The following is an 18,457-nucleotide window of genomic DNA, read 5'->3' as shown; positions in this document are numbered from 1 at the left end:
GCATTAATTCGCACAGAAAATTCACAATTTCGCCGAATTTTATTGCTCAGTTAGCAATTTGTGGGTTTATTAGCCCATAGTTCATTCATTAAACCATCTGCGTTTGCATGAAAAAAATTTTACATCTGGTGCCTTTGACAGCACTGGCCCTAAGCAGTATCAGTGCGCAGGCACAAACCCGGTCCATCTCGGGACGAGTAGTCGGTAGTGATGGCGCGGCGCTGCCAGGGGTAACCGTTATTGTGAAAGGTGGCGCGCAAGGCACCTCCACCGATAGTGACGGCCGCTATACTTTATCTGTACCTGAATCAGCGACTACGCTCGTTTATTCATTCATCGGATATGCCCCCAAGGAGGTTGCCATTTCCGGGCAATCCAGTATCAATGTCAGCCTTACATCCAGCGCTACGGGCCTGGATGAGGTAGTAGTAGTAGGCTACGGCACCCAGTCGCGCCGCGACCTGACGGGCTCGGTTGCGACCATCAGTGCCGCGCAAATTGCCAACAAACCTGTGCAAAGCTTCGAGCAGGCATTGCAGGGGCAGGCTCCCGGGGTGAATATTACCACGCCCAACGGGGTACTGAACAACCCGCCCGTTATTCGTATCCGCGGGGTAAACTCCATTAGCTTGAGTTCGGCCCCACTGTTCGTAATTGACGGCATTCCGGCCTACAGCGGCAACAGCTCAGCCGTAGGCAGCGTGCCGAACAACCCGCTCAGTAACATCAACCCCAATGATATTGAGAGTGTTGAGGTGTTGAAGGATGCTTCTGCAACGGCCATTTATGGCTCCCGCGCAGCCGGCGGCGTTATTTTGGTAACCACCAAAAAAGGCAAGCGCGGCAATAGTAAAGTATCCCTCGACTCATGGGTAGGATGGAGCAAGCCCGTGCGTTTGTACGAAGTGCTGAATGCCGCCGACTACATTGCCATCAAAAACGAGGCCGTTCGGAACTTGAACGCCAACCGTATTGCCATTGGGCAGCCCGGCACCAACGTGGAAGGCTTTAAGCCCACGCTCGATGGCAACGGTAACCCCGTTGATACCCGCTGGTATGACTATATCTATCGTACCGGGTTTTCTTCGTCCAATAACCTGAACTTCAGCGGTGGTACCGAGAAAACCACCTACTATACTTCGGTTGGCTACACCGACCAGAAGGGTATGCTGGAGAAAAACAGCTTCAAGCGTGCCTCGGCCCGTCTGAATATTGACCACAAGGTATTCTCACGCTTTAGCGTAGGTGCTCGTGTGGGCTACTCCAATACCCGCAACGCCTCGCCTAACTCCGGCTCAGTAGCCGACGGCGCATTCGGTACGGCTGGTCTGGGCCGCTTGCCGCTGGTGTTGCCGCCCAACGTACCCGCCTTCAACCCCGATGGCAGCTACAACACAAGCGGGGCCGGTATCGGTCCGGGAGCAAATACCAACCCGGCTTCTACAACGGGCGCGCCACTGCTGCCCGGCTACTACAACCCGGTAGTTGACTTGGAAAACAACTACTTCCGCTCCGAAGGCAACGAAATCCAGGGTAGTGTGTACGCCAACTGGGAAGTGCTGAAAGGCCTAAACCTGCGTACCACCTACGGTATCTATAATATTGCCTTCGAAGACCAGGCCTTCTACACGCCTATTGCCGGTGATGGTTATTCCGCCAACGGGCAGGCTCTGAATTATTACCGGACTAACAAGCGCTGGAACTGGCAAAATACGGCCCAGTATGATCTGACGCTGGCCGAAAAGCACAACCTCTCGTTCCTGGCAGGTGCGGAACAGCAGCACACGACCATTGACCGGTGGGGTGCCAACCGGACCGGCGTGGCTGACCCGTTCTTTACCACGTTTGAGGGCAACTTCACCAACATTGCCGCTTCCGGCAATTACCAGGGCGAGAACTATCTGCTTTCCTACTTTGGCCGCCTGAACTACAACTTCAACAAGAAGTATCTGGCATCCGTCAACTTCCGCCGCGACGGGTATTCCGCCTGGGCTAAGAAGTGGGGTAACTTCTACGGGGCTTCGTTGGGCTACGCTATATCGGAAGAGGAATTCTGGAAGAATTCGTCCTTGCTGAATACCGTTAGCTTCCTCAAAATTACCGGTAGCTACGGGGAAGTAGGCAACAGCCAAGGCATTGATGACTTTGCTTCGCTGACCTCGTATTCATCAGGTCTGTATGGCCCCAACGCTAACTTGTACTACAGCGGTGCCGGTAACAAGGACCTGACTTGGGAGACCAGTAAGAAGACCGACATCGGCCTGGCATTCGGTATTCTGGATGACCGGATTCAAGGTGATGTAGCCTACTACAAGAACTTGGTGGATGGTCTGATCCTGAACGTGCCCCAGGCACCGTCCAAGGGTATTCCTAATAACTCCATTCCGGCCAACGTAGGCTCGATGCAGAATACCGGTATCGAACTGAACCTGCGGATTAATGCCATCAACAAAACCGACTTCAACTGGTCGGTAAATGCCAACCTTACCACCCTAAAAAACCGGGTACTGGCCCTGGCTACCGAGGGTCAGCGGATTGGCCAAGCCACTTCCGGCCTGGAAACCGTGAACTACACCGAGGTTGGTCATTCGGTAGGTGAAATTTTGGCAGTTCCGTCGCTGGGCGTAAACCCCGCAAACGGTCGCCGCATGTTGCGCAAGGCCGATGGCACAGTAGTACAATACAACCATCAGGGCGGCGGTACCGGGTGGACGACGCTGGACGGCGTAGCCACCAGCGCCCCCTCGCAGTTGGCCGATGGTGTTTATTATGGCCCCACGTTGCCGAAATGGTATGGTGGGTTCGATAACACGTTCCGCTACAAAAACTTTGATCTGGGAGTGTTCATCCAGTTCTCCGGCGGTAACTACATCTATAACGGCACCAAGGCGGGTCTGCACGATCAGCGCTTCTGGAATAACGAAGTAGATATTAAAGACCACTGGACGCCTGAAGCGCCCAATGCCAAATGGCCGCGCGTAGTGTATGGCGACAACGTATCGAACGGCTCAGCGCTGATAATGTCCTCAAACGTGGAGAAGGGTGATTTTGCCCGTCTGCGGAACGTGTCATTGGGCTACACGCTGCCCCAGACCCTTCTTAACTCGCTGGGCGTGAGTAGTGCCCGATTCTACGTTCAGGTGCAGAATGCCGCCCTCCTGACGAAATACTCCGGCATTGACCCGGAAATTTCTACGAACGGCAGCGCAAACCTGGGCGCTGGGGTAGACCGCAACTCGGTAGGTCAGGCTCGTACCTACACGGCCGGTTTCAACATTGGTTTTTAATTCTCTAAGTCTTGTAGTCTGATGAAGACATTTAAGCATAAAGTAACCATCGGCATCTGCACGGCTTTGCTGGGCCTTAGCGCCATTTCCTGCAAAGAAGAACTGCTGGATCCGGTTCCGAAAACCTTCCTGTCGGACATTGTAGCATTTGATACGCCGGCCCGTATCAGTTTGCAGGTGAACTCTCTGTACTCCTACGTGAAGTCGGGCAGCTTTCTGGGCGGCCGCTATCAGGTATATGGCGACATTCGGGCCAACGACTTCCTGAACCGGACTTCTAACTTGGTAACCGGTGCGGCAGTATGGCAGCACACGCTCACAGAAGCGTCGCAGAACGACGTTATCAGCATGTGGGGCGCGGCATACGCAGCCATCAACCAGGTTAACGTGTTCCTGGCAGGGTTGGATGCCAACGCTTCCAAGTTTGTAGCCCCTACTTTCCCCGCCACGTTTGCGGCTACGGCCAATAACTACCGGGGTGAAGCCCGTCTGCTGCGCGCACTGTGCTATTATTCGTTGCTGCAATACTATGCCCGGCCCTACGCCGATGGTAACGGCAGCAAGCCCGGCTTGCCCCTACGCCTGCAGGCAGAAACCGGACCAAACAACAACGACCTGCCACGTAGCACAGTAGCTCAGGTATACGACCAGATTCTGGAAGACCTGAACTATGCAGAGCAGAATCTGCCGCTTACGTATGCCACGGCCAGTCCCTCGCCCACGGTAACCCGCGCCCACCGCAACACGGCTATAGCCCTGAAAACCCGGGTATACCTGAGCATGGGCCGGTATAACGACGTGATAACCGAAGCCGATAAGATTGTAACTAAAACGGCTCCCTTCACGGCTACAACCGGCGTAGCTCACGCCCTGAACTCTTCCATAGCCAACGTATTTGCCTCACCCCAGGAAACCTCGGAAAGCATTCTGTCCTTCCCCTTCACGGCGCAGGACCCACCCGGTACCCAGAACCAGCTGGCATACTACTTCCTGCCTGCCTCTCTCGGCGGCAACGGTGAGTATAGCCTGAATCCCACGGGCATTCTGGCTAACACGGGCTTTGCCGCTACGGATGCTCGCCGCACTGCCCTGACTGCTACTTCCGGAACCGAAACATTCCTGAAAAAGTATCCCACTGGCTCACCTTACACCGATAAGGCCCCGGTTATCCGCTATGCCGAGGTACTTCTCAACCTGGCCGAAGCCCGAGCCCGGACGGCCGGTGCCACTGACGCGCAGGCACTGGCGCTGCTGAATGCAGTGCGCACCCGCTCCAATCCAGCAGGCGCGTACACGGCAGCCAGCTTTACCAGCTCATTCACCATCATCGATGCCATTCTGCTGGAGCGTCGGATCGAGTTCCTGGGCGAGGGTATCCGCAACCAGGACCTGATGCGCCTGTTGGCCCCCATTCCGGGTAAAGGCTCGGTAGGAGCAGTTCAGCCCACGGATGTACTCTACATCTGGCCGATTCCATCATCGGAACTGGCTACCAACCGGGCCATGACGCGCAACTAGTAGCGTACTCGCTTACAGTAAAAAGGTCCTTCAGCAATGCTGAAGGACCTTTTTGTTTATCAGCTAAACTGCCGCCACCAACGCAGTCAATGACTTGCCTGCTTCCGGCCCGAGTTCAAGCAAGCGCGCAACCAGCTGGTACACCACCTGCGGAGAGCCGGCTTCCTCCCGGATACCCCGCTGAGAACCCGCCTGCGTTGATTTAGACAGCTTCTCACCCTTCTCGTTCAGCACTAAGCCATGATGCAGAAACTGCGTGGCTGCGAAGGCCGCCTGACCAGGGAGATGCGGAGCCAGCCACAGTTGAGCAGCGGTGCTGGGCAATAGGTCCAGCCCCCGCACAATCAGGGTTACGCCCAGCCGGACATCGTCCACCACGGAGGCTACCTGATACGCGGCGCTACCATCCTTCTTGCGCACAATAAAGTCTCCCAGCTCGTCCGCTACGGCTACCTGCACGGGGCCCTGCGCCAGGTCGTAGAAGGCAACGGCTGCATTTGGTGGCACATGGGCCCGCCAGGCCGTTTCTGGGGCCTGAAAGGGCCAGGTGGCGGTACGGCAGGTGCCGGGATACAGCCCCCCGGGCATGGCCGCGCGGGCCAGTTCGGTGCGGGAGCAGCGGCAGGCATAAAACAATTCAGAATGCGCGGCACGCGCCGCCTGCAGTACCGCTTCGTATTCGGGCAGACGGTGCTGCTGGGAGAAATGCCGCTCAAAGTCAGTGGGGCCGGTGGGGCCCTGGTCATAATCTAGCCCCAGCCACTCTAGGGTCCGGAAAATATTTTCCAGGTATACCGGCCGAAACCGGGCCCGGTCCAGGTCATCGATGCGCAGGTGGAGCGTTCCGCCCACCCGGCGCGTAAGCAGCCAGGTAAGCGTAAAGTTGACAGCATTGCCCAGGTGCAGAAACCCACTGGGCGTAGGCGCCAGGCGCGAAACAACGGGAGCAGAAGGAAATAGCATACCAGTGGGCCGAAGGTACGCGTCAGCTGGTAACCCAGCAGCATATGAACGGCGGAGGCATGCTTACCAACCACCGAACCTACGTGGCCGATAATCTTCAGCCAGTATTTTTTAAACTTTCGCACATCCAGCCCCTCTATAGCATATTCGCTATACACTTTCAGTTGTCCGCATGAAACACTCGTTACGCTGGCTTTTACTGCTGCTGTTGCTCCTTCCTGCTTTACCCGGCCGGGCCCAGCCGACTCCGCTGTACTTCCCTCCCACTCCGGCTACGGCCGGTAGTTGGGCCACAACTTCACCGCAAAGCCTGGGCTGGTGCCAGCCCCAGCTGGATTCTCTGCTGAATTTTCTGGGGCGCAAGGGTACCAAGTCATTCATCGTCCTGAAAGATGGCCGGATTGTGGTGGAGCGGTACTACGGCACGTTTACCCAGGATTCTGTCTGGTACTGGGCTTCGGCGGGTAAGTCACTCACCGCTACCCTCACCGGCCTGGCTCGGCAGGATGGGCTACTGACGCTGCAGGACAGCGTAAACCGGTTCCTGGGCCGCGGCTGGTCTTCGGCCCCGGCGGGGCGGGAACGGCTGATTACGCTGCGCCACCTGCTCACTATGACCTCCGGCCTCGACGATACCCCACCCGCCCCCTGCGACAATGAAAGCAGTACGCCGGGCTGCCTGCTATACCGTACCGATGCGGGCACACGCTGGGCCTACCATACCGGGGCTTACCGCCAACTTCAGACAGTATTGGCCCGCGCCAGTGGGCTGCCACTCAATCAGTATACCAATCAGCGGCTAGCCTCCCGTATTGGGATGCAGGGCCTGTGGGTGCAGGATGTGTATTATAGCCGGGCCCGCGATATGGCCCGCTTTGGCCTGTTTGCCCTGGCCAGGGGCAGCTGGAACGGTACTGCTATCCTGACGGATACTTCTTATTTCCGGCAGATGACTACCCCTTCCCAGAACTTTAACCGCAGCTACGGCTATCTGTGGTGGCTGAACGGCCAGAGTTCCTACATGCTGCCGGGGCCGCAGCAATTGGTGCTGCCAGGCAACATCACGCCCAGCGCCCCCGCCGATATGGTGGCAGCATTGGGCAAAAACGACCAGAAAATTTATGTGGTACCCAGCCTGCGGCTGGTAGTGGTACGGCAGGGTGCTTCGGCGGGTAGCCCGCGCCTGGCGCTTTCCTCCTTTGATACTGACCTGTGGCGGTACCTCATAGCCGCTATGCAATGCCGGCCGCTGGCTACCACTGCCGCCGCCACCCCAGCTGCTTTCCAGGTATTCCCCAATCCGGCAACCAGTGCTGTTACCGTGCAGCTGCCGGCCGCCGCCCAGGGTACGGTACGCCTGCTGAATGCCCACGGCCAGGTAATCCGGCAGGCGCATGCGGCCACTACGATACTGCTGCCGGTTGCCGGTTTGCCGGGCGGGCTATACCTGCTTCAATGGGTTACTCCTGACGGCCATACGCAGGGTAGCCGGCCGCTGATGGTGCCGTGACTTTCTACCGTCTCAGGTTTCAGACAAGCTACTCAAGTATGAGTAGCTTGTTTTATTTTCGTCCATATCAGGGCAAAAAAGCCCTTTTTCAGGAATAATATAGATCAAATGGAATTTTTTGCTTGACAATTCATGTATGTACATATATTTGCAATAACAAGCATCTGAACTCATGCAAACCATCCTCCATTCCGCCAACACTCGGGGACACGCCAACCATGGCTGGCTCAATTCCTATCATACTTTCAGCTTTGCTGGCTACCAGAATCCGGAGCGGGTTCATTTTGGCGCATTGCGCGTGCTCAACGATGATACTGTGGCCGGGGGCATGGGTTTCGGCACCCACCCGCACGACAACATGGAAATCATCAGCATTCCGCTGAGCGGCACGCTGGAACATAAGGATAATGCCGGCAACCACGGCATCATCCGGCGCGGCGATGTGCAGGTGATGAGTGCCGGTACCGGCATTGCGCACAGCGAAAAAAACCACAGCCACACCGAGCCGGTAAAGTTTCTGCAGATCTGGGTGTTTCCGAACAAGCGTAACGTAACGCCCCGCTATGATCAGCAAACTTTCCGGGCCGAAGACCGCCACAATCAGTTCCAGCAGATTTTGTCGCCCGACGCCAACGATGCCGGCGTCTGGATTAACCAGGACGCGTGGTTTCATCTGACCGACTTTGATGCCGGCTTCACGGCTGAATATCAGGTAAAGAAGCCCGGTAACGGTGTGTACGTATTCGTGCTGGAAGGCGAAGCTACTATTGCCGGCCAGCCGGTCAGCACGCGCGACGGCTTGGGCATCTGGGATACGACCAGCTTTCCGGTAGCTGCCACTGCCGCCACACGCCTGCTGCTGATGGAAGTACCCATGAGCTTATAACCCTTTGCGGCCTTCACTTCATCCGTATATTCAGGCCTGCTTCCCGCTTTCTGCGGGGCATGTATAACCCGCCAGCGGGAAGCACGGTTTATCACCACTATGAAACACGCCACCACCACGTTTCCGGTTCTGGAAACTATCCGTAAGCGCTGGAGCCCGCGCGCCTTTGCCAGCTACCCCGTAGCGCCCGAAACCCTGCAGCAGGTGTTTGAAGCGGCCTCCTGGGCCGCCAGCGCCATGAACGAGCAGCCCTGGCGCTACATCTACGCGCACCACGCCGATAAAGAGGCCTTTGCGCAGATGGTGGATTGCCTAATGCCCGGCAACCAGCCCTGGGCCCGCAATGCGCCCGTCCTGATTCTGGCCTTGGCTAAAACACAGTACGATAACGGCACTCCCAACGGCGCTGCCCTCCACGACCTGGGCCTGGCCAACGGCAACCTGATTCTGGAAGCTACAGCCCTGGGCCTGCACGGACACTTCATGGGCGGCTTCGACCGGGCCAAAGCGCAGGAAGTATTCCAGTTGCCCGATACCCTGCAGCCGGCCGTGATGATTGCCCTCGGCTACCTCGGCGACGCCGAACAGCTGGAGGAGCCGTTCCTGAGTCGCGAAAAAGCGCCGCGTCAGCGTAAGTCCGTGGCCGAAATAGCCTTTCACCAACACCTGCCTGCCTAACCATGCCCATCCGCCACACCACCGCCGCCGACCGGGGCCTCAAAGATATTGGCTGGCTGCAGAGCCATTTCTCGCTCAGCTTCGGGCCGTACGCCAACCCTGAGCGAGCCGGCTTCGGGCTGCTCAGAGTATTCAATGATGACTTTGTGCAGCCGGGCGGCGGTTTTGGCCTGCATGCCCACGCCAATATGGAAATCATATCGGTGATGCTGGCCGGGCGCATGAACCACAAAGACTCCCTGGGATATTCGGAGGAAGTAACCCAGGATTGGGTGCAGATTATGAGTGCCGGAAGTGGCCTGCGCCACGAAGAGCACAATATAGGCGATGAGCAGGTGAATTTTCTGCAGATCTGGGTGGAGCCCAAGCTGCAGAACATAACGCCCCGTTACCAGCGCCGCCACTTCCCCCGCGAGAAGCGCCGCAACCAGCTCACCACCATTGTGAGCAACGAGGAGGGCACCGCGCACTGCTGGATTAACCAGAACGCCCGCCTCAGCCTCGGGTTCTTCGATGCCGGTCAAACCCTACACTACCAGCTGAATCCGACCAACAAGTGCGTGTTTCTGTTTGTACTGGAAGGCCACCTCACCGCCAATGGTGACGCAGTGGCCCCGCGGGAAAGTCTGGGTTTGTGGGAGCTGGCTTCCGTCGACATTGTCTGTTCATCGGAATGCCAGTTTATCCTCATTGAGGTACCCATCAATCATTGATGCGGCCCGGCTGAAATTGAATTTTTCGCATGCTTCCATGAACACCCCACTTGCACAGTGGGGTGTTTTTTTTGCAGAAAACGGAGCAAAACTTCTTAGTACGATTCACATTATGAACATGTTGCCTTGGGCAGTAGCGAATTTGCCGGATTGTACCGTCCTTTGTAGATAAGAATCTGTTGCTTACCGTTTTTCTATGAAAATATTTCGACTCACACTGGCTTTGTGCGCCGGTACCATCGGTCTGGTTTCGGCTCAGGACCTGCCGTACCAGACGCCTCCGCGCGCCATTGCCACTCTGGTTGATGCCCCCCCGACACCTCGCGTCAGCTTCTCTTCCAATGGCCAGTGGATGCTGCTGATGGACGTGCGTGATATGCCCTCCATTACCGAGCTCAGCCAGCCGGAAGTTCGGTTGGCAGGTGTGCGCATTAACCCCCGTACCAACGGTGCCAGCCGGGTGAGCTACGCCTCTTCGTTGCGGCTGCACCGCCTGCCCGAGGGGAAGGAGTTGCTGGTACAGGGCCTTCCGTCCAATGCCCGCATCAGCGACGTGCAATGGTCGCCGGACAATACCAAAATTGCTTTCACCCACACCACCAACAGCCATGTGGAGCTGTGGCTGGTAGATGTGGCCTCGGCTACGGCGAAGCTGGTGCCTAACCTGTTCCTGAATGGCATTTTCGGCTCGCCCTACGAGTGGGTTTCTGATGGCAAGACCATTATTGCCCGGGCCATCGTAGGTGGCCGCGGTGAGGCTCCCAATCCAACGGCTCCTCCTACCGGCCCGGCTATTCAGCAGAACGTAGGCCGCACCGCGGCCGCCCGCACCTATCAGGATCTGCTCAAAAGCCCCATTGATGAGCGGATGTTCGATTACTATGCCCTTTCGCAGGTAGTAAAAGTGGGTATGGATGGCCGTATGGCCCCCCTGGGTCAGCCCGGCGTTATTCAGGATGCTACTCCCTCGCCCAGCGGTAAATACGTGCTGGTAAGCACCCGCCACCGGCCCTATTCCTACACGCTGCCGGTGAGCAGCTTCCCGGTGCGCGTAGACGTCCTGAACATGGAAGGCTTGGTGGTGAAAGAAATTGCCAACCTGCCGCTGGCCGATAATGTGCCCACCAGCTTCGATGCCGTGCCCGTGGGGCCGCGTGAAATCAGCTGGCGCGAAGACGCCCCCAACACCCTGTTCTGGGTAGAAGCCCAGGACGGTGGCGACCCGAAAACCGCCGCCCCGGTGCGCGACAAGCTGTTCGCCCTGGGCTCCCCGTTTGACGGCCAGCCGCAGGAGCTGGCGTCGCTGCCGCTGCGCTTTGGCCGCATCTACTGGAGCGGCTCCGATAAGCTGGCCCTTGTACAGGGCTACCGTTGGGCCGACCGCAAGGAAACCCTTTGGACCCTGGATCTGGCCACTAAAACCTCTCTTACGCCTCTATTCGAGCGTTCTTCACAGGATACCTACACCGACCCCGGCACTCCCTTCCTGCGTCGGAACGAGCTGGGCCGCCGCGTACTGGCTACCGATGCCAACGCCGACATGGTGTACTTCATCGGCACCGGTGCCTCACCGGAAGGTGACCGGCCGTTTATTGATGAAATGAACGTGCGCACCAAGAAAAGCGCCCGGTGGTGGCGTTCCGAAGCGCCGTATTACGAAATGCCCGTTACCATTCTGGATGCCGGCAAGCACATCTTCGTGACGCGCCGCGAATCGCAGCAGGAAGCACCCAACTACTTCCTGCGCGACGCTCCCAGCCCTAAGCCGTTGCAGCTGACCAAGTTCCCGAACCCGTACGCCTCACTGGGTAACCTGCAGAAACAGGTGCTGAAATACAAGCGGGCCGATGGTGTGGAGCTGACGGCAAATCTGTACCTGCCCCCCACCTACAAGAAGGAAGATGGCCCTCTGCCTACCCTGATGGAGGCCTATCCGGTGGAATTCAAAGACAAGAAGGATGCTGGTCAGGTGAAAGGCTCGCCGTACACCTTCACGCGTTTCAACTGGGGCTCTCCGGTATTCTGGGTGACGCAGGGCTATGCCGTGCTGCAGGGGGCCAGCATTCCAATTGTGGGCGAAGGCACCAAGCAGCCGAACGACACCTACGTAGAGCAGCTCACATCCTCGGCTAAGGCCGCCATTGACGAAGGCAAGCGTCTGGGCGTAGTTGACCCCAACCGCGTGGCCGTGATGGGCCACAGCTACGGCGCTTTCATGACGGCCAACCTGCTGGCGCACAGCAACCTGTTTAAAGCAGGCATTGCCCGTAGCGGTGCCTACAACCGTACCCTCACGCCGTTCGGCTTCCAGGGTGAGGAGCGCACGTACTGGGAAGCGCCGGAGGTGTACAATGCCATGTCGCCCTTCAACTTCGCCGACAAAATCAAGACTCCCATTCTGCTGATTCACGGAGAGGCCGACAATAACTCCGGCACCTTCCCCATCCAGAGTGAGCGGTTTTACAACGCCCTGAAAGGCAATGGTGCCACGGTGCGCTATGTGGTGCTGCCGGCCGAAGCGCACGGTTATGCCGCCCGCGAATCCATCATGCACATGCTGTGGGAGATGAATACCTGGCTGGATACCTACGTGAAGAAAGCCAGTACTTCCGCAACCGACACGAAAGCAGACGCCCGGTAAAATTCTCACCGGCTCACCTCTTTCTAAAAAGCCTCCTGTGCTACGAGCATGGGAGGCTTTTTTCATGGAAGGCTGTGCAGCAAATCACCGGAATATAGCGGTTCGGCGGGCGGAATATCGGGTCGGCGGGTAACTCCAGTGACCGGGAAAATCATATAGCAATTTTTATATAAAACAAGGTTTTACCGTATAAAATTTCGCTATCCTGTAAACCCGGTTTCGGGACATTGCGTTATAATCTCCATACATTTCAGTATGTGTAAAACGCCCTTGACTCATGAAAACTCTCAAGATATTCGCGGCCATGCTCTCGGCCTTATTTGTACTGGAAAGCACTACCATCGTAGCCGATGCCAACGCCCAGACCAAGCCTAAAAACTGGAGCAACAAGGCCAAAGGAGCCGCCATTGGTGGCGGTGCCGGTGCCGTAACGGGTGCCGTTGTTGGCGGCGGCAAAGGCGCTGTTGTTGGCGGCGTGGTAGGCGCTGCCGCCGGTGGCGTTCTTGGCCGCAAAAAGGACAAAAAGAAGAACCCCGTACGCTACGAGCAATACTCGCGTAAAGACTAGCGTTTTAAAGTAATCCACCCGGCAAAAAGCCCCGAACCAACCGGTACGGGGCTTTTTGTTTACCGGCAACCCGCACGAAGAATTTTCAGGGTCTGGGTGAAACTACCAGTCGCTGCATGTATCTGACAGCTTTGGTTCGGGCGGTTCGGTGGAGGTAGGCAATTGGACCGCTATGCTGTTCACAAAACCGTTCTATTACTCACCAGCAAGACGAAGCCCTGAACAGGCACTATCAAGACGATGAATCTCTTCATATACTCGGTCCTTACAGCCCCGGTCCGGGCTATGCTGCAACAGCAATTACCAGCTCATGTGCGGCCGGTATTCCGCACTGATTTACTACCCGAGCAGCAACCTGCGGCCCTGCACGAGGCCGATTACCTGTTAGGTAATCCGCCGGCTGAGTGGTTTAAGCCCAGGCTACCGCCTAAGCTCCGCTTCTGGCAGATTGACTCAGCGGGCATTGACCGGTATCAGGAGCTACAGCCAACGTTTCCGGTAGCTAACATGGGCGACTTCTTTGCCTGGGCCTGTGCCGAAACCATGGTAGCCGGTTTGCTGGGATTGTTGCGCTACATTCCGGAACTGGCCGTATGGCAGCGGCAGCAGCATTGGGAAGGCGCGGCCGTGCGGCCCCGGCTGGGGCTGTTGCGCGGACAGCGGGTGATTATTCTGGGTTATGGGACTATTGGGCAGGCCGTTGTTGAGCAGCTGCGGGGGTTTCATTGCGAGATAAAATTTCTGGCCCGCACCAACCCTGCCGCCCAGCTACATACCCGCCAAGAGCTACTGGAGGCATTACCCACCACTGATATTGTGGTAAACTGCCTGCCCGGTAGCGCCGACGGTTTCTTCTCCGCTGACCTTATTGCTGCTATGCCAGACCATGCGCTGTATGCCAGCGTTGGCCGCGGCAACACCACCGATGAGCCCGCCCTGATTGCGGCGCTGCAGGCCGGCCGGCTTGGCGGAGCCGTACTGGACGTGACTTCTGAAGAGCCACTACCGCCCGACAACCCGCTCTGGCAGCTGCCCCGGGTGCTGCTTACCCAGCATAGTGGCGGCGGCCGGCCAGCCGAAGAGGAAGGCAAGATTGCGCTGTTTCTGCGCAACTTACAGCATCTACAGCAGCAGGAACCACTCGAAAACCCCGTGGACTTACGGCGGGGCTACTAGCTTCGGGCACCAACTTTCTTCAGGGAAACGAAGTAAGTGCATCTGATACATTCCCCCTTTCTACTCATGGATACTACTCCCACTTTCCGGGCCGATACGGAAGCCGCTGTATGGCAGCAAGTAGCCGCTGATATGGCACAACAGCCCGATCTATATGACTACCGCGCCGACCTGTACCAGCAGGATTTTCATGTTCGGCTGGAGCTGGACATTGATTTGGGCGGCGGGTTTGAAGGCGGCTATGAGCTGACCACTCTGACGGCTTCGGTTCCCGTGCACACAGCTTTTCACTTTGCGCTGCACGAACAGGATTGGGTTCATGAGGTAGGCAAGCTGCTGGGTCTGCAGGACGTAGAGCTGGGCGACCCGGAGCTGGACGAGGCCTTCATTATCACCACCAATCAGCCCGACACGCTCCGGCAGATATTGGCCCACCCGGAGGTACGCGCTACCCTCCTGCGCTACCCCGATGCCCGCTTGGCGCTGGCTCCGGCCTCACACGAAGCCACTGCGCCCCTGCAGCTGACTTTTACCGAAGAGCGTGCTCTAACCGAACCCGCACAGCTGCAGGAAATATATCATTTACTGCTTGTTCTGCTGCAACAGGTGGCAACAGCCCCCCTCTCTGCGTAATAACTGCGCATGGTAAGGCCCGCCCCGGCAGTAGCATAGCTACTGCCGGGGCGGGCCGCTTTGGATATCAATTCATCGGCTCACTGGCCGGGTATCACACCCAGCAGATGCAGTACCCAGCCCATTCCGTACACGGCCGGGATGAATAGGGCGTAAGCCCACCATGGTAACCGGTTCAGATGCAGGCCGCGCTGAGCGGGCCAGTTGTTGTGCAGTTCCATAATCCGTCTGATTTGGTGAGAGTTGACTATCGGAATATAGTCAAATTTTCACACAAACCAAGCTCATTATCAAGCCACTAACTGCTCATACAGTCTATCCAGCATAGCAGCGGCATCTTCACATAGCCCGGGGTGGACGGCCGACGTCTGCACAATGGTGCTGCGCATGGCCGTGAGCCACCGGAAGCGCGAGGCCAGGGCCAGCTGCCCGATGGGCCCACCCTCGCGCCGGCCCTGGCAGATTCGCTCAAACGCCTGTAACCGGGCTCGTAGGTCGTCCAGATCAAGGCCGGGGCCGGCGAAGGCCTGCAGACGGGCTTCGGGCAGGTGACAGCGCGTTTGCAGAAACCCCTGAGCCGAGCAGTACAGAATCACGCCCACATTCAAAAACTCTTCGCGCTCTACGCGGGGCACCACGCGCAGCACGGCATACTCAAACAAGTGCATTGCGGGCAGATTGGGCTTCCTGAACAAATGATGATGACGCGGCCAGTCGGGTGGTCAGAAACTCCACGTACTGGGCGCGCTGCTCCTCGGGGCTAAGGTCGGGCTCCTGCAGCCACTCGTCGGGTACCAGGGCCACAATGGCCGTTAGCACCTCCGATGAGAGGCGGGCGTGGGCTTCGGCATCGGCCCAGGCCAGCTCGGTGGCCCGGGGTAGCAGCACGTGGTCTTTGAGCTGCGGAAACGGGCGGGTGGCTTTACTAGCCCAGCCCGCCCCGCTGTGGTGCACGTACAGGGCCGCGCCGTGGTCAATGAGCCACAGCTCCCGGTGCCACATCAGCATATTGGTGTTGCGGGCGGTGCGGTCCACGTTCAGCGTGAGGCAATCCAGCCACACTATCAGCGAGGCCAGCCGGGCGTCTACGTCATTGATGATGGGGTCGAAGGTGACGGCGCCGGCCAGGAAATGCAGGGCCAGGTTGAGGCCGGTGCTGAAGCGCAGCAGGTCCTGGATTTCCTCGTCGGGCTCGGTGCGGCCGAAGGCTTCGCTCAGGTTGATGAACACCAGCTCCGGCATCCGCAGCCCCAGCTGACGGGCAATTTCGCCCACAATAAGCTCGGCAATCAGTGCCTTCAGCCCCTGGCCTGCTCCCCGGAACTTTACCACGTACATAAAGCCGTCGTAGGCCTCTACCAGGGCCGGCAGGGAGCCGCCCTCCCGCAGCGGAATAATATAGCGCGTCACGTCGACGGTGCGCAAGGCAAGCGTAGGTGCAGGCATGGGCCTCAGAAAAGAGAATGGAAAGGCAAAGCAACGGATAAATCGGGCGGTTGTTAACCTGAACTGCACCCGAAAGCCAACTTTTCGGGCGGGGCGTAGTACAGCTACTGGTTTTTCTGCCTTCATCAGCCCGTTTCCTATGCCGCGCATCGTCACGCTCACGCTCAACCCAACCGTTGATAAAAGCACCACCGCCGACCACATCATGCCCGACCAGAAAATCCGCTGCGCGGCCCCTAAGTTCGAGCCCGGCGGCGGGGGCATCAACGTGAGCCGGGCGCTGCGGCGGCTGGGCTCCGAGTCGGTAGCAGTGTTTCCGGCGGGCGGCCCCACCGGGCAGCGCCTGCAGGAACTGCTGAGCCAGGAGCAGCTGCAGTTCCGCGCCGTGCCTACCCAGGCCGATACCCGCGAGAACTTCATTGTGGTAGATAGCAGCAGCAGTCAGCAATACCGCTTCGGGATGCCCGGCACTGAGCTGCGGCCCGAGGAGCAGCTGCTGGTACTGGAGCAGCTGAAGGAACTAGCCACCGGCGCGGAGTTCCTGGTAATAAGTGGCAGCCTGCCGCCCGGTGTGGAGCCGCAGTTGCTGGCCCGGGTGGTGCGGGCGGCCAAAAACCGGGGCGTAAAGGTAGTGGCCGATACCTCAGGTCCCGCCCTGCAGGCCGTGTTGCAGGAAGGCGTGTATCTGGCCAAACCCAACGTGGGCGAGCTGAGTAAGCTGGCCGGCACCGATGAGCTCGACAACGACGCCATGACCCAAGCCGCCCGCCAGCTGGTGCAGGAAGGCAAAGCCGAAATCCTGGCCGTGTCGCTGGGGCCGCAGGGGGCATGCCTTATCACCCGCGACCAAGTCGACCACGTACCCGCCCCCGCCGTGAAGCGGCGCAGCACCGTGGGCGCCGGCGACAGTATGGTGGCCGGTCTGGTGCACGGCCTCAGCACCGGCCTGAGCCTGCCCGAAGTTATCCGGCTGGGCGTGGCCTGCGGCTCGGCTGCCACCATGAATCCCGGCACCGAGCTATTCCGCAAGCCCGACGTGGACCGGCTCTACCAGTGGCTGCGCCAGACGCTGCCGGCCAAGGTGGCTTAGAACCGGAACATTATTGTTCAATCGTCATTCCGAGCGGAGCGAGGAGTCTCGCGTGCTGCTGTTGCAATGGTAACTCAACGTCAGCACGCGAGATTCCTCGCTTCACCCGGAATGACGTTCTATTATCCCAGCGCACTACGGGCCTGCCTTATTCCCGCTTCAACCCCAGCCGCTCCACAGTTTCGCCCTCAAAGTCGAACTCAATGAGGATGGCAGGCTCCTCACCTATCACCCAGCCGTCGTGGCCGGGGGCAATGGCTATTACCTGCGGGGCCGCGTACTCTTCCTGCACCCCGTCGGCATATTGAATACCCAGCTTACCGGTGGTCAGAAAGCCTACGTGCGCGTGCTGGCACAACTCGCCGCCTACCACCGGCCGCATATCCTTCGACCACCGGAAGCCGGCCGGGTACACCACCCGCTTCACGCGGGAGTTGCCGGTGCGCACCACATCCACCTGCACGCCGCCAACTTCGCGGCGGGTAGCGCCCTTTAGCGGGCCTAAAAGCTGATTCACGTCCATAACAAAAGGGCAGTAAAGGGGTGACATTCAATCCGGAAAGCTGAATATACCAAAGCCTGACGAAGGTTGTAAGAACAAAATTTCTATCCATACTTTGAATTACAAAGTTCTTTTACATTATTTGATATTGTTACAGTGCTTCAGATTTTGATTCCCACTGTTGCCTACCCCCTGCGGTTTCAACTTTTCACTTCTAAAATCACTCTCATGGCCCTGCCTAAAAGCCTCTCGCTCGTAGCCCTCATTACCGGGCTGCTGCTCCTGATTCCGCTGGTAGCCATGCAGTTCACCGCCGAGGTAAACTGGACTCTCTCCGACTTTGTAGTTGCGGGCGCGTTGCTGTTTGGGGCGGGCACTACGTTTATGCTGATTGCCCGCGCAGCCAACAGCAATACGTACCGGTTAGCCGCCGGCGTGGCTGTACTGGCTGGCCTGCTGCTGGTGTGGGGTAATCTGGCCGTGGGCTTCATCGGCAGCGAAGACAACCCCATGAATCTGCTATTCGGGTCGGTGCTGGCAGTGGCGCTGGGCGGAGCTATAGCGGCCCGTTTCCAGCCGCTGGGCACGGCCCGAGCCCTGTTTGCGGCGGCACTCACGCAGTTCGCCGTGCCTTTCGTGGCGCTGCTAATTAAGCAGCCTGAGCTGACGATGGGCGTGCTCTGGGTGATTGTGCTGAACACCCTCTTCGCCGGACTGTGGGTGCTGGCGGGGTGGCTGTTTCGGCGGGCGGCTGGTAGTGTGAAACCTGCTTAACCCCTGCCAATACAGTCATAAAGTCATTATTTTTATTGGGTAAATTATAAAATCAAGCCAAAACGTCAGCAA

17 protein-coding genes are annotated in these 18,457 nt (G+C 58.1%); 12 read left to right on the top strand and 5 right to left on the bottom strand.

The features are described from left to right. Window positions 1-107 precede the first annotated feature (107 nt). Window positions 108-3,287, top strand: a complete 3,180-nt coding sequence (locus EI291_RS15820; RefSeq protein WP_125422045.1) for a SusC/RagA family TonB-linked outer membrane protein — start codon at window positions 108-110, stop codon at window positions 3,285-3,287. A gap of 21 nt (window positions 3,288-3,308) precedes the next feature. Then, window positions 3,309-4,805, top strand: a complete 1,497-nt coding sequence (locus tag EI291_RS15815; protein ID WP_125422042.1) for a RagB/SusD family nutrient uptake outer membrane protein — start codon at window positions 3,309-3,311, stop codon at window positions 4,803-4,805. 63 nt (window positions 4,806-4,868) lie between these two features. On the opposite strand, the gene EI291_RS15810 is transcribed toward EI291_RS15815, so the two are convergent. After that, window positions 4,869-5,768: a glutamate--tRNA ligase family protein gene (locus tag EI291_RS15810; protein ID WP_125422039.1), complete on the bottom strand. Its 900-nt coding sequence runs from the start codon at window positions 5,766-5,768 to the stop codon at window positions 4,869-4,871. A gap of 172 nt (window positions 5,769-5,940) precedes the next feature. On the opposite strand from EI291_RS15810, the gene EI291_RS15805 reads away from it, so the two are divergent. From EI291_RS15805 to EI291_RS15770, 8 genes are all read left to right on the top strand, one after another. Beyond that, complete coding sequence (locus EI291_RS15805; protein WP_125422035.1) at window positions 5,941-7,278, top strand: serine hydrolase; 1,338 nt, start codon at window positions 5,941-5,943, stop codon at window positions 7,276-7,278. Window positions 7,279-7,450: 172 nt separating this feature from the next. Beyond that, complete coding sequence (locus EI291_RS15800) at window positions 7,451-8,164, top strand: pirin family protein (RefSeq protein WP_125422032.1); 714 nt, start codon at window positions 7,451-7,453, stop codon at window positions 8,162-8,164. Between the two features lie 99 nt (window positions 8,165-8,263). After that, window positions 8,264-8,842, top strand: a complete 579-nt coding sequence (locus EI291_RS15795) for a nitroreductase family protein (protein WP_125422029.1) — start codon at window positions 8,264-8,266, stop codon at window positions 8,840-8,842. Between the two features lie 2 nt (window positions 8,843-8,844). Then, on the top strand, window positions 8,845-9,555 hold the full coding sequence (locus EI291_RS15790) for a pirin family protein (RefSeq protein ID WP_125422026.1): 711 nt from the start codon (window positions 8,845-8,847) through the stop codon (window positions 9,553-9,555). Window positions 9,556-9,751: 196 nt separating this feature from the next. Continuing rightward, entirely contained in the window at window positions 9,752-12,196 is a 2,445-nt protein-coding gene (locus EI291_RS15785; protein ID WP_125422023.1) for a S9 family peptidase, read from the top strand. Window positions 12,197-12,473: 277 nt separating this feature from the next. Beyond that, window positions 12,474-12,764, top strand: a complete 291-nt coding sequence (locus EI291_RS15780) for a glycine zipper domain-containing protein (protein WP_205701614.1) — start codon at window positions 12,474-12,476, stop codon at window positions 12,762-12,764. Between the two features lie 240 nt (window positions 12,765-13,004). Further along, window positions 13,005-13,940 (top strand): D-2-hydroxyacid dehydrogenase, encoded by a 936-nt coding sequence (locus EI291_RS15775; protein WP_125422020.1) that lies wholly within the window; start codon window positions 13,005-13,007, stop codon window positions 13,938-13,940. 66 nt (window positions 13,941-14,006) lie between these two features. Further along, a complete protein-coding gene (locus EI291_RS15770) occupies window positions 14,007-14,573 on the top strand; it encodes a hypothetical protein (RefSeq protein ID WP_125422017.1) in 567 nt (188 codons plus the stop codon). A gap of 80 nt (window positions 14,574-14,653) precedes the next feature. On the opposite strand, the gene EI291_RS22925 is transcribed toward EI291_RS15770, so the two are convergent. The 3 genes from EI291_RS22925 to EI291_RS15760 form a co-directional block, all read right to left on the bottom strand. Continuing rightward, window positions 14,654-14,794 (bottom strand): hypothetical protein, encoded by a 141-nt coding sequence (locus EI291_RS22925; RefSeq protein WP_170172682.1) that lies wholly within the window; start codon window positions 14,792-14,794, stop codon window positions 14,654-14,656. A gap of 69 nt (window positions 14,795-14,863) precedes the next feature. Further along, a complete protein-coding gene (locus tag EI291_RS15765; protein WP_125422165.1) occupies window positions 14,864-15,250 on the bottom strand; it encodes a DUF3037 domain-containing protein in 387 nt (128 codons plus the stop codon). Beyond that, window positions 15,228-16,019 (bottom strand): HipA family kinase, encoded by a 792-nt coding sequence (locus EI291_RS15760; RefSeq protein WP_125422014.1) that lies wholly within the window; start codon window positions 16,017-16,019, stop codon window positions 15,228-15,230. The genes EI291_RS15765 and EI291_RS15760 overlap by 23 nt, the downstream gene beginning before the upstream one ends. 139 nt (window positions 16,020-16,158) lie before the next feature. On the opposite strand from EI291_RS15760, the gene EI291_RS15755 reads away from it, so the two are divergent. After that, a complete protein-coding gene (locus tag EI291_RS15755; RefSeq protein ID WP_125422011.1) occupies window positions 16,159-17,109 on the top strand; it encodes a 1-phosphofructokinase family hexose kinase in 951 nt (316 codons plus the stop codon). A 148-nt stretch (window positions 17,110-17,257) separates the two neighbouring features. Here EI291_RS15755 and EI291_RS15750 read toward each other — a convergent pair whose 3' ends face one another. Continuing rightward, window positions 17,258-17,626 (bottom strand): cupin domain-containing protein, encoded by a 369-nt coding sequence (locus EI291_RS15750; protein WP_205701613.1) that lies wholly within the window; start codon window positions 17,624-17,626, stop codon window positions 17,258-17,260. 213 nt (window positions 17,627-17,839) lie between these two features. On the opposite strand from EI291_RS15750, the gene EI291_RS23215 reads away from it, so the two are divergent. After that, entirely contained in the window at window positions 17,840-18,385 is a 546-nt protein-coding gene (locus EI291_RS23215; RefSeq protein WP_125422005.1) for a hypothetical protein, read from the top strand. Window positions 18,386-18,457 lie beyond the last annotated feature (72 nt).

The organism is Hymenobacter rigui (assembly GCF_003944715.1).
GTDB lineage: Bacteria > Bacteroidota > Bacteroidia > Cytophagales > Hymenobacteraceae > Hymenobacter > Hymenobacter rigui.
This window is presented reverse-complemented; position numbering and strand designations above follow the sequence as displayed.

Bases quoted from the DNA above. Each gene is read 5' to 3' on its own strand.
- EI291_RS23215 (WP_125422005.1), top strand. From the start codon at position 17,840: ATGGCCCTGCCTAAAAGCCTCTCGCTCGTAGCCCTCATTACCGGGCTG.
- EI291_RS15755 (WP_125422011.1), top strand. From the start codon at position 16,159: ATGCCGCGCATCGTCACGCTCACGCTCAACCCAACCGTTGATAAAAGC.
- EI291_RS15775 (WP_125422020.1), top strand. From the start codon at position 13,005: ATGAATCTCTTCATATACTCGGTCCTTACAGCCCCGGTCCGGGCTATG.
- EI291_RS15800 (WP_125422032.1), top strand. From the start codon at position 7,451: ATGCAAACCATCCTCCATTCCGCCAACACTCGGGGACACGCCAACCAT.
- EI291_RS15805 (WP_125422035.1), top strand. From the start codon at position 5,941: ATGAAACACTCGTTACGCTGGCTTTTACTGCTGCTGTTGCTCCTTCCT.
- EI291_RS15760 (WP_125422014.1), bottom strand. From the start codon at position 16,019: ATGCCTGCACCTACGCTTGCCTTGCGCACCGTCGACGTGACGCGCTAT.
- EI291_RS15815 (WP_125422042.1), top strand. From the start codon at position 3,309: ATGAAGACATTTAAGCATAAAGTAACCATCGGCATCTGCACGGCTTTG.
- EI291_RS15790 (WP_125422026.1), top strand. From the start codon at position 8,845: ATGCCCATCCGCCACACCACCGCCGCCGACCGGGGCCTCAAAGATATT.
- EI291_RS15785 (WP_125422023.1), top strand. From the start codon at position 9,752: ATGAAAATATTTCGACTCACACTGGCTTTGTGCGCCGGTACCATCGGT.
- EI291_RS15795 (WP_125422029.1), top strand. From the start codon at position 8,264: ATGAAACACGCCACCACCACGTTTCCGGTTCTGGAAACTATCCGTAAG.
- EI291_RS15820 (WP_125422045.1), top strand. From the start codon at position 108: ATGAAAAAAATTTTACATCTGGTGCCTTTGACAGCACTGGCCCTAAGC.
- EI291_RS22925 (WP_170172682.1), bottom strand. From the start codon at position 14,794: ATGGAACTGCACAACAACTGGCCCGCTCAGCGCGGCCTGCATCTGAAC.
- EI291_RS15810 (WP_125422039.1), bottom strand. From the start codon at position 5,768: ATGCTATTTCCTTCTGCTCCCGTTGTTTCGCGCCTGGCGCCTACGCCC.
- EI291_RS15780 (WP_205701614.1), top strand. From the start codon at position 12,474: ATGAAAACTCTCAAGATATTCGCGGCCATGCTCTCGGCCTTATTTGTA.
- EI291_RS15770 (WP_125422017.1), top strand. From the start codon at position 14,007: ATGGATACTACTCCCACTTTCCGGGCCGATACGGAAGCCGCTGTATGG.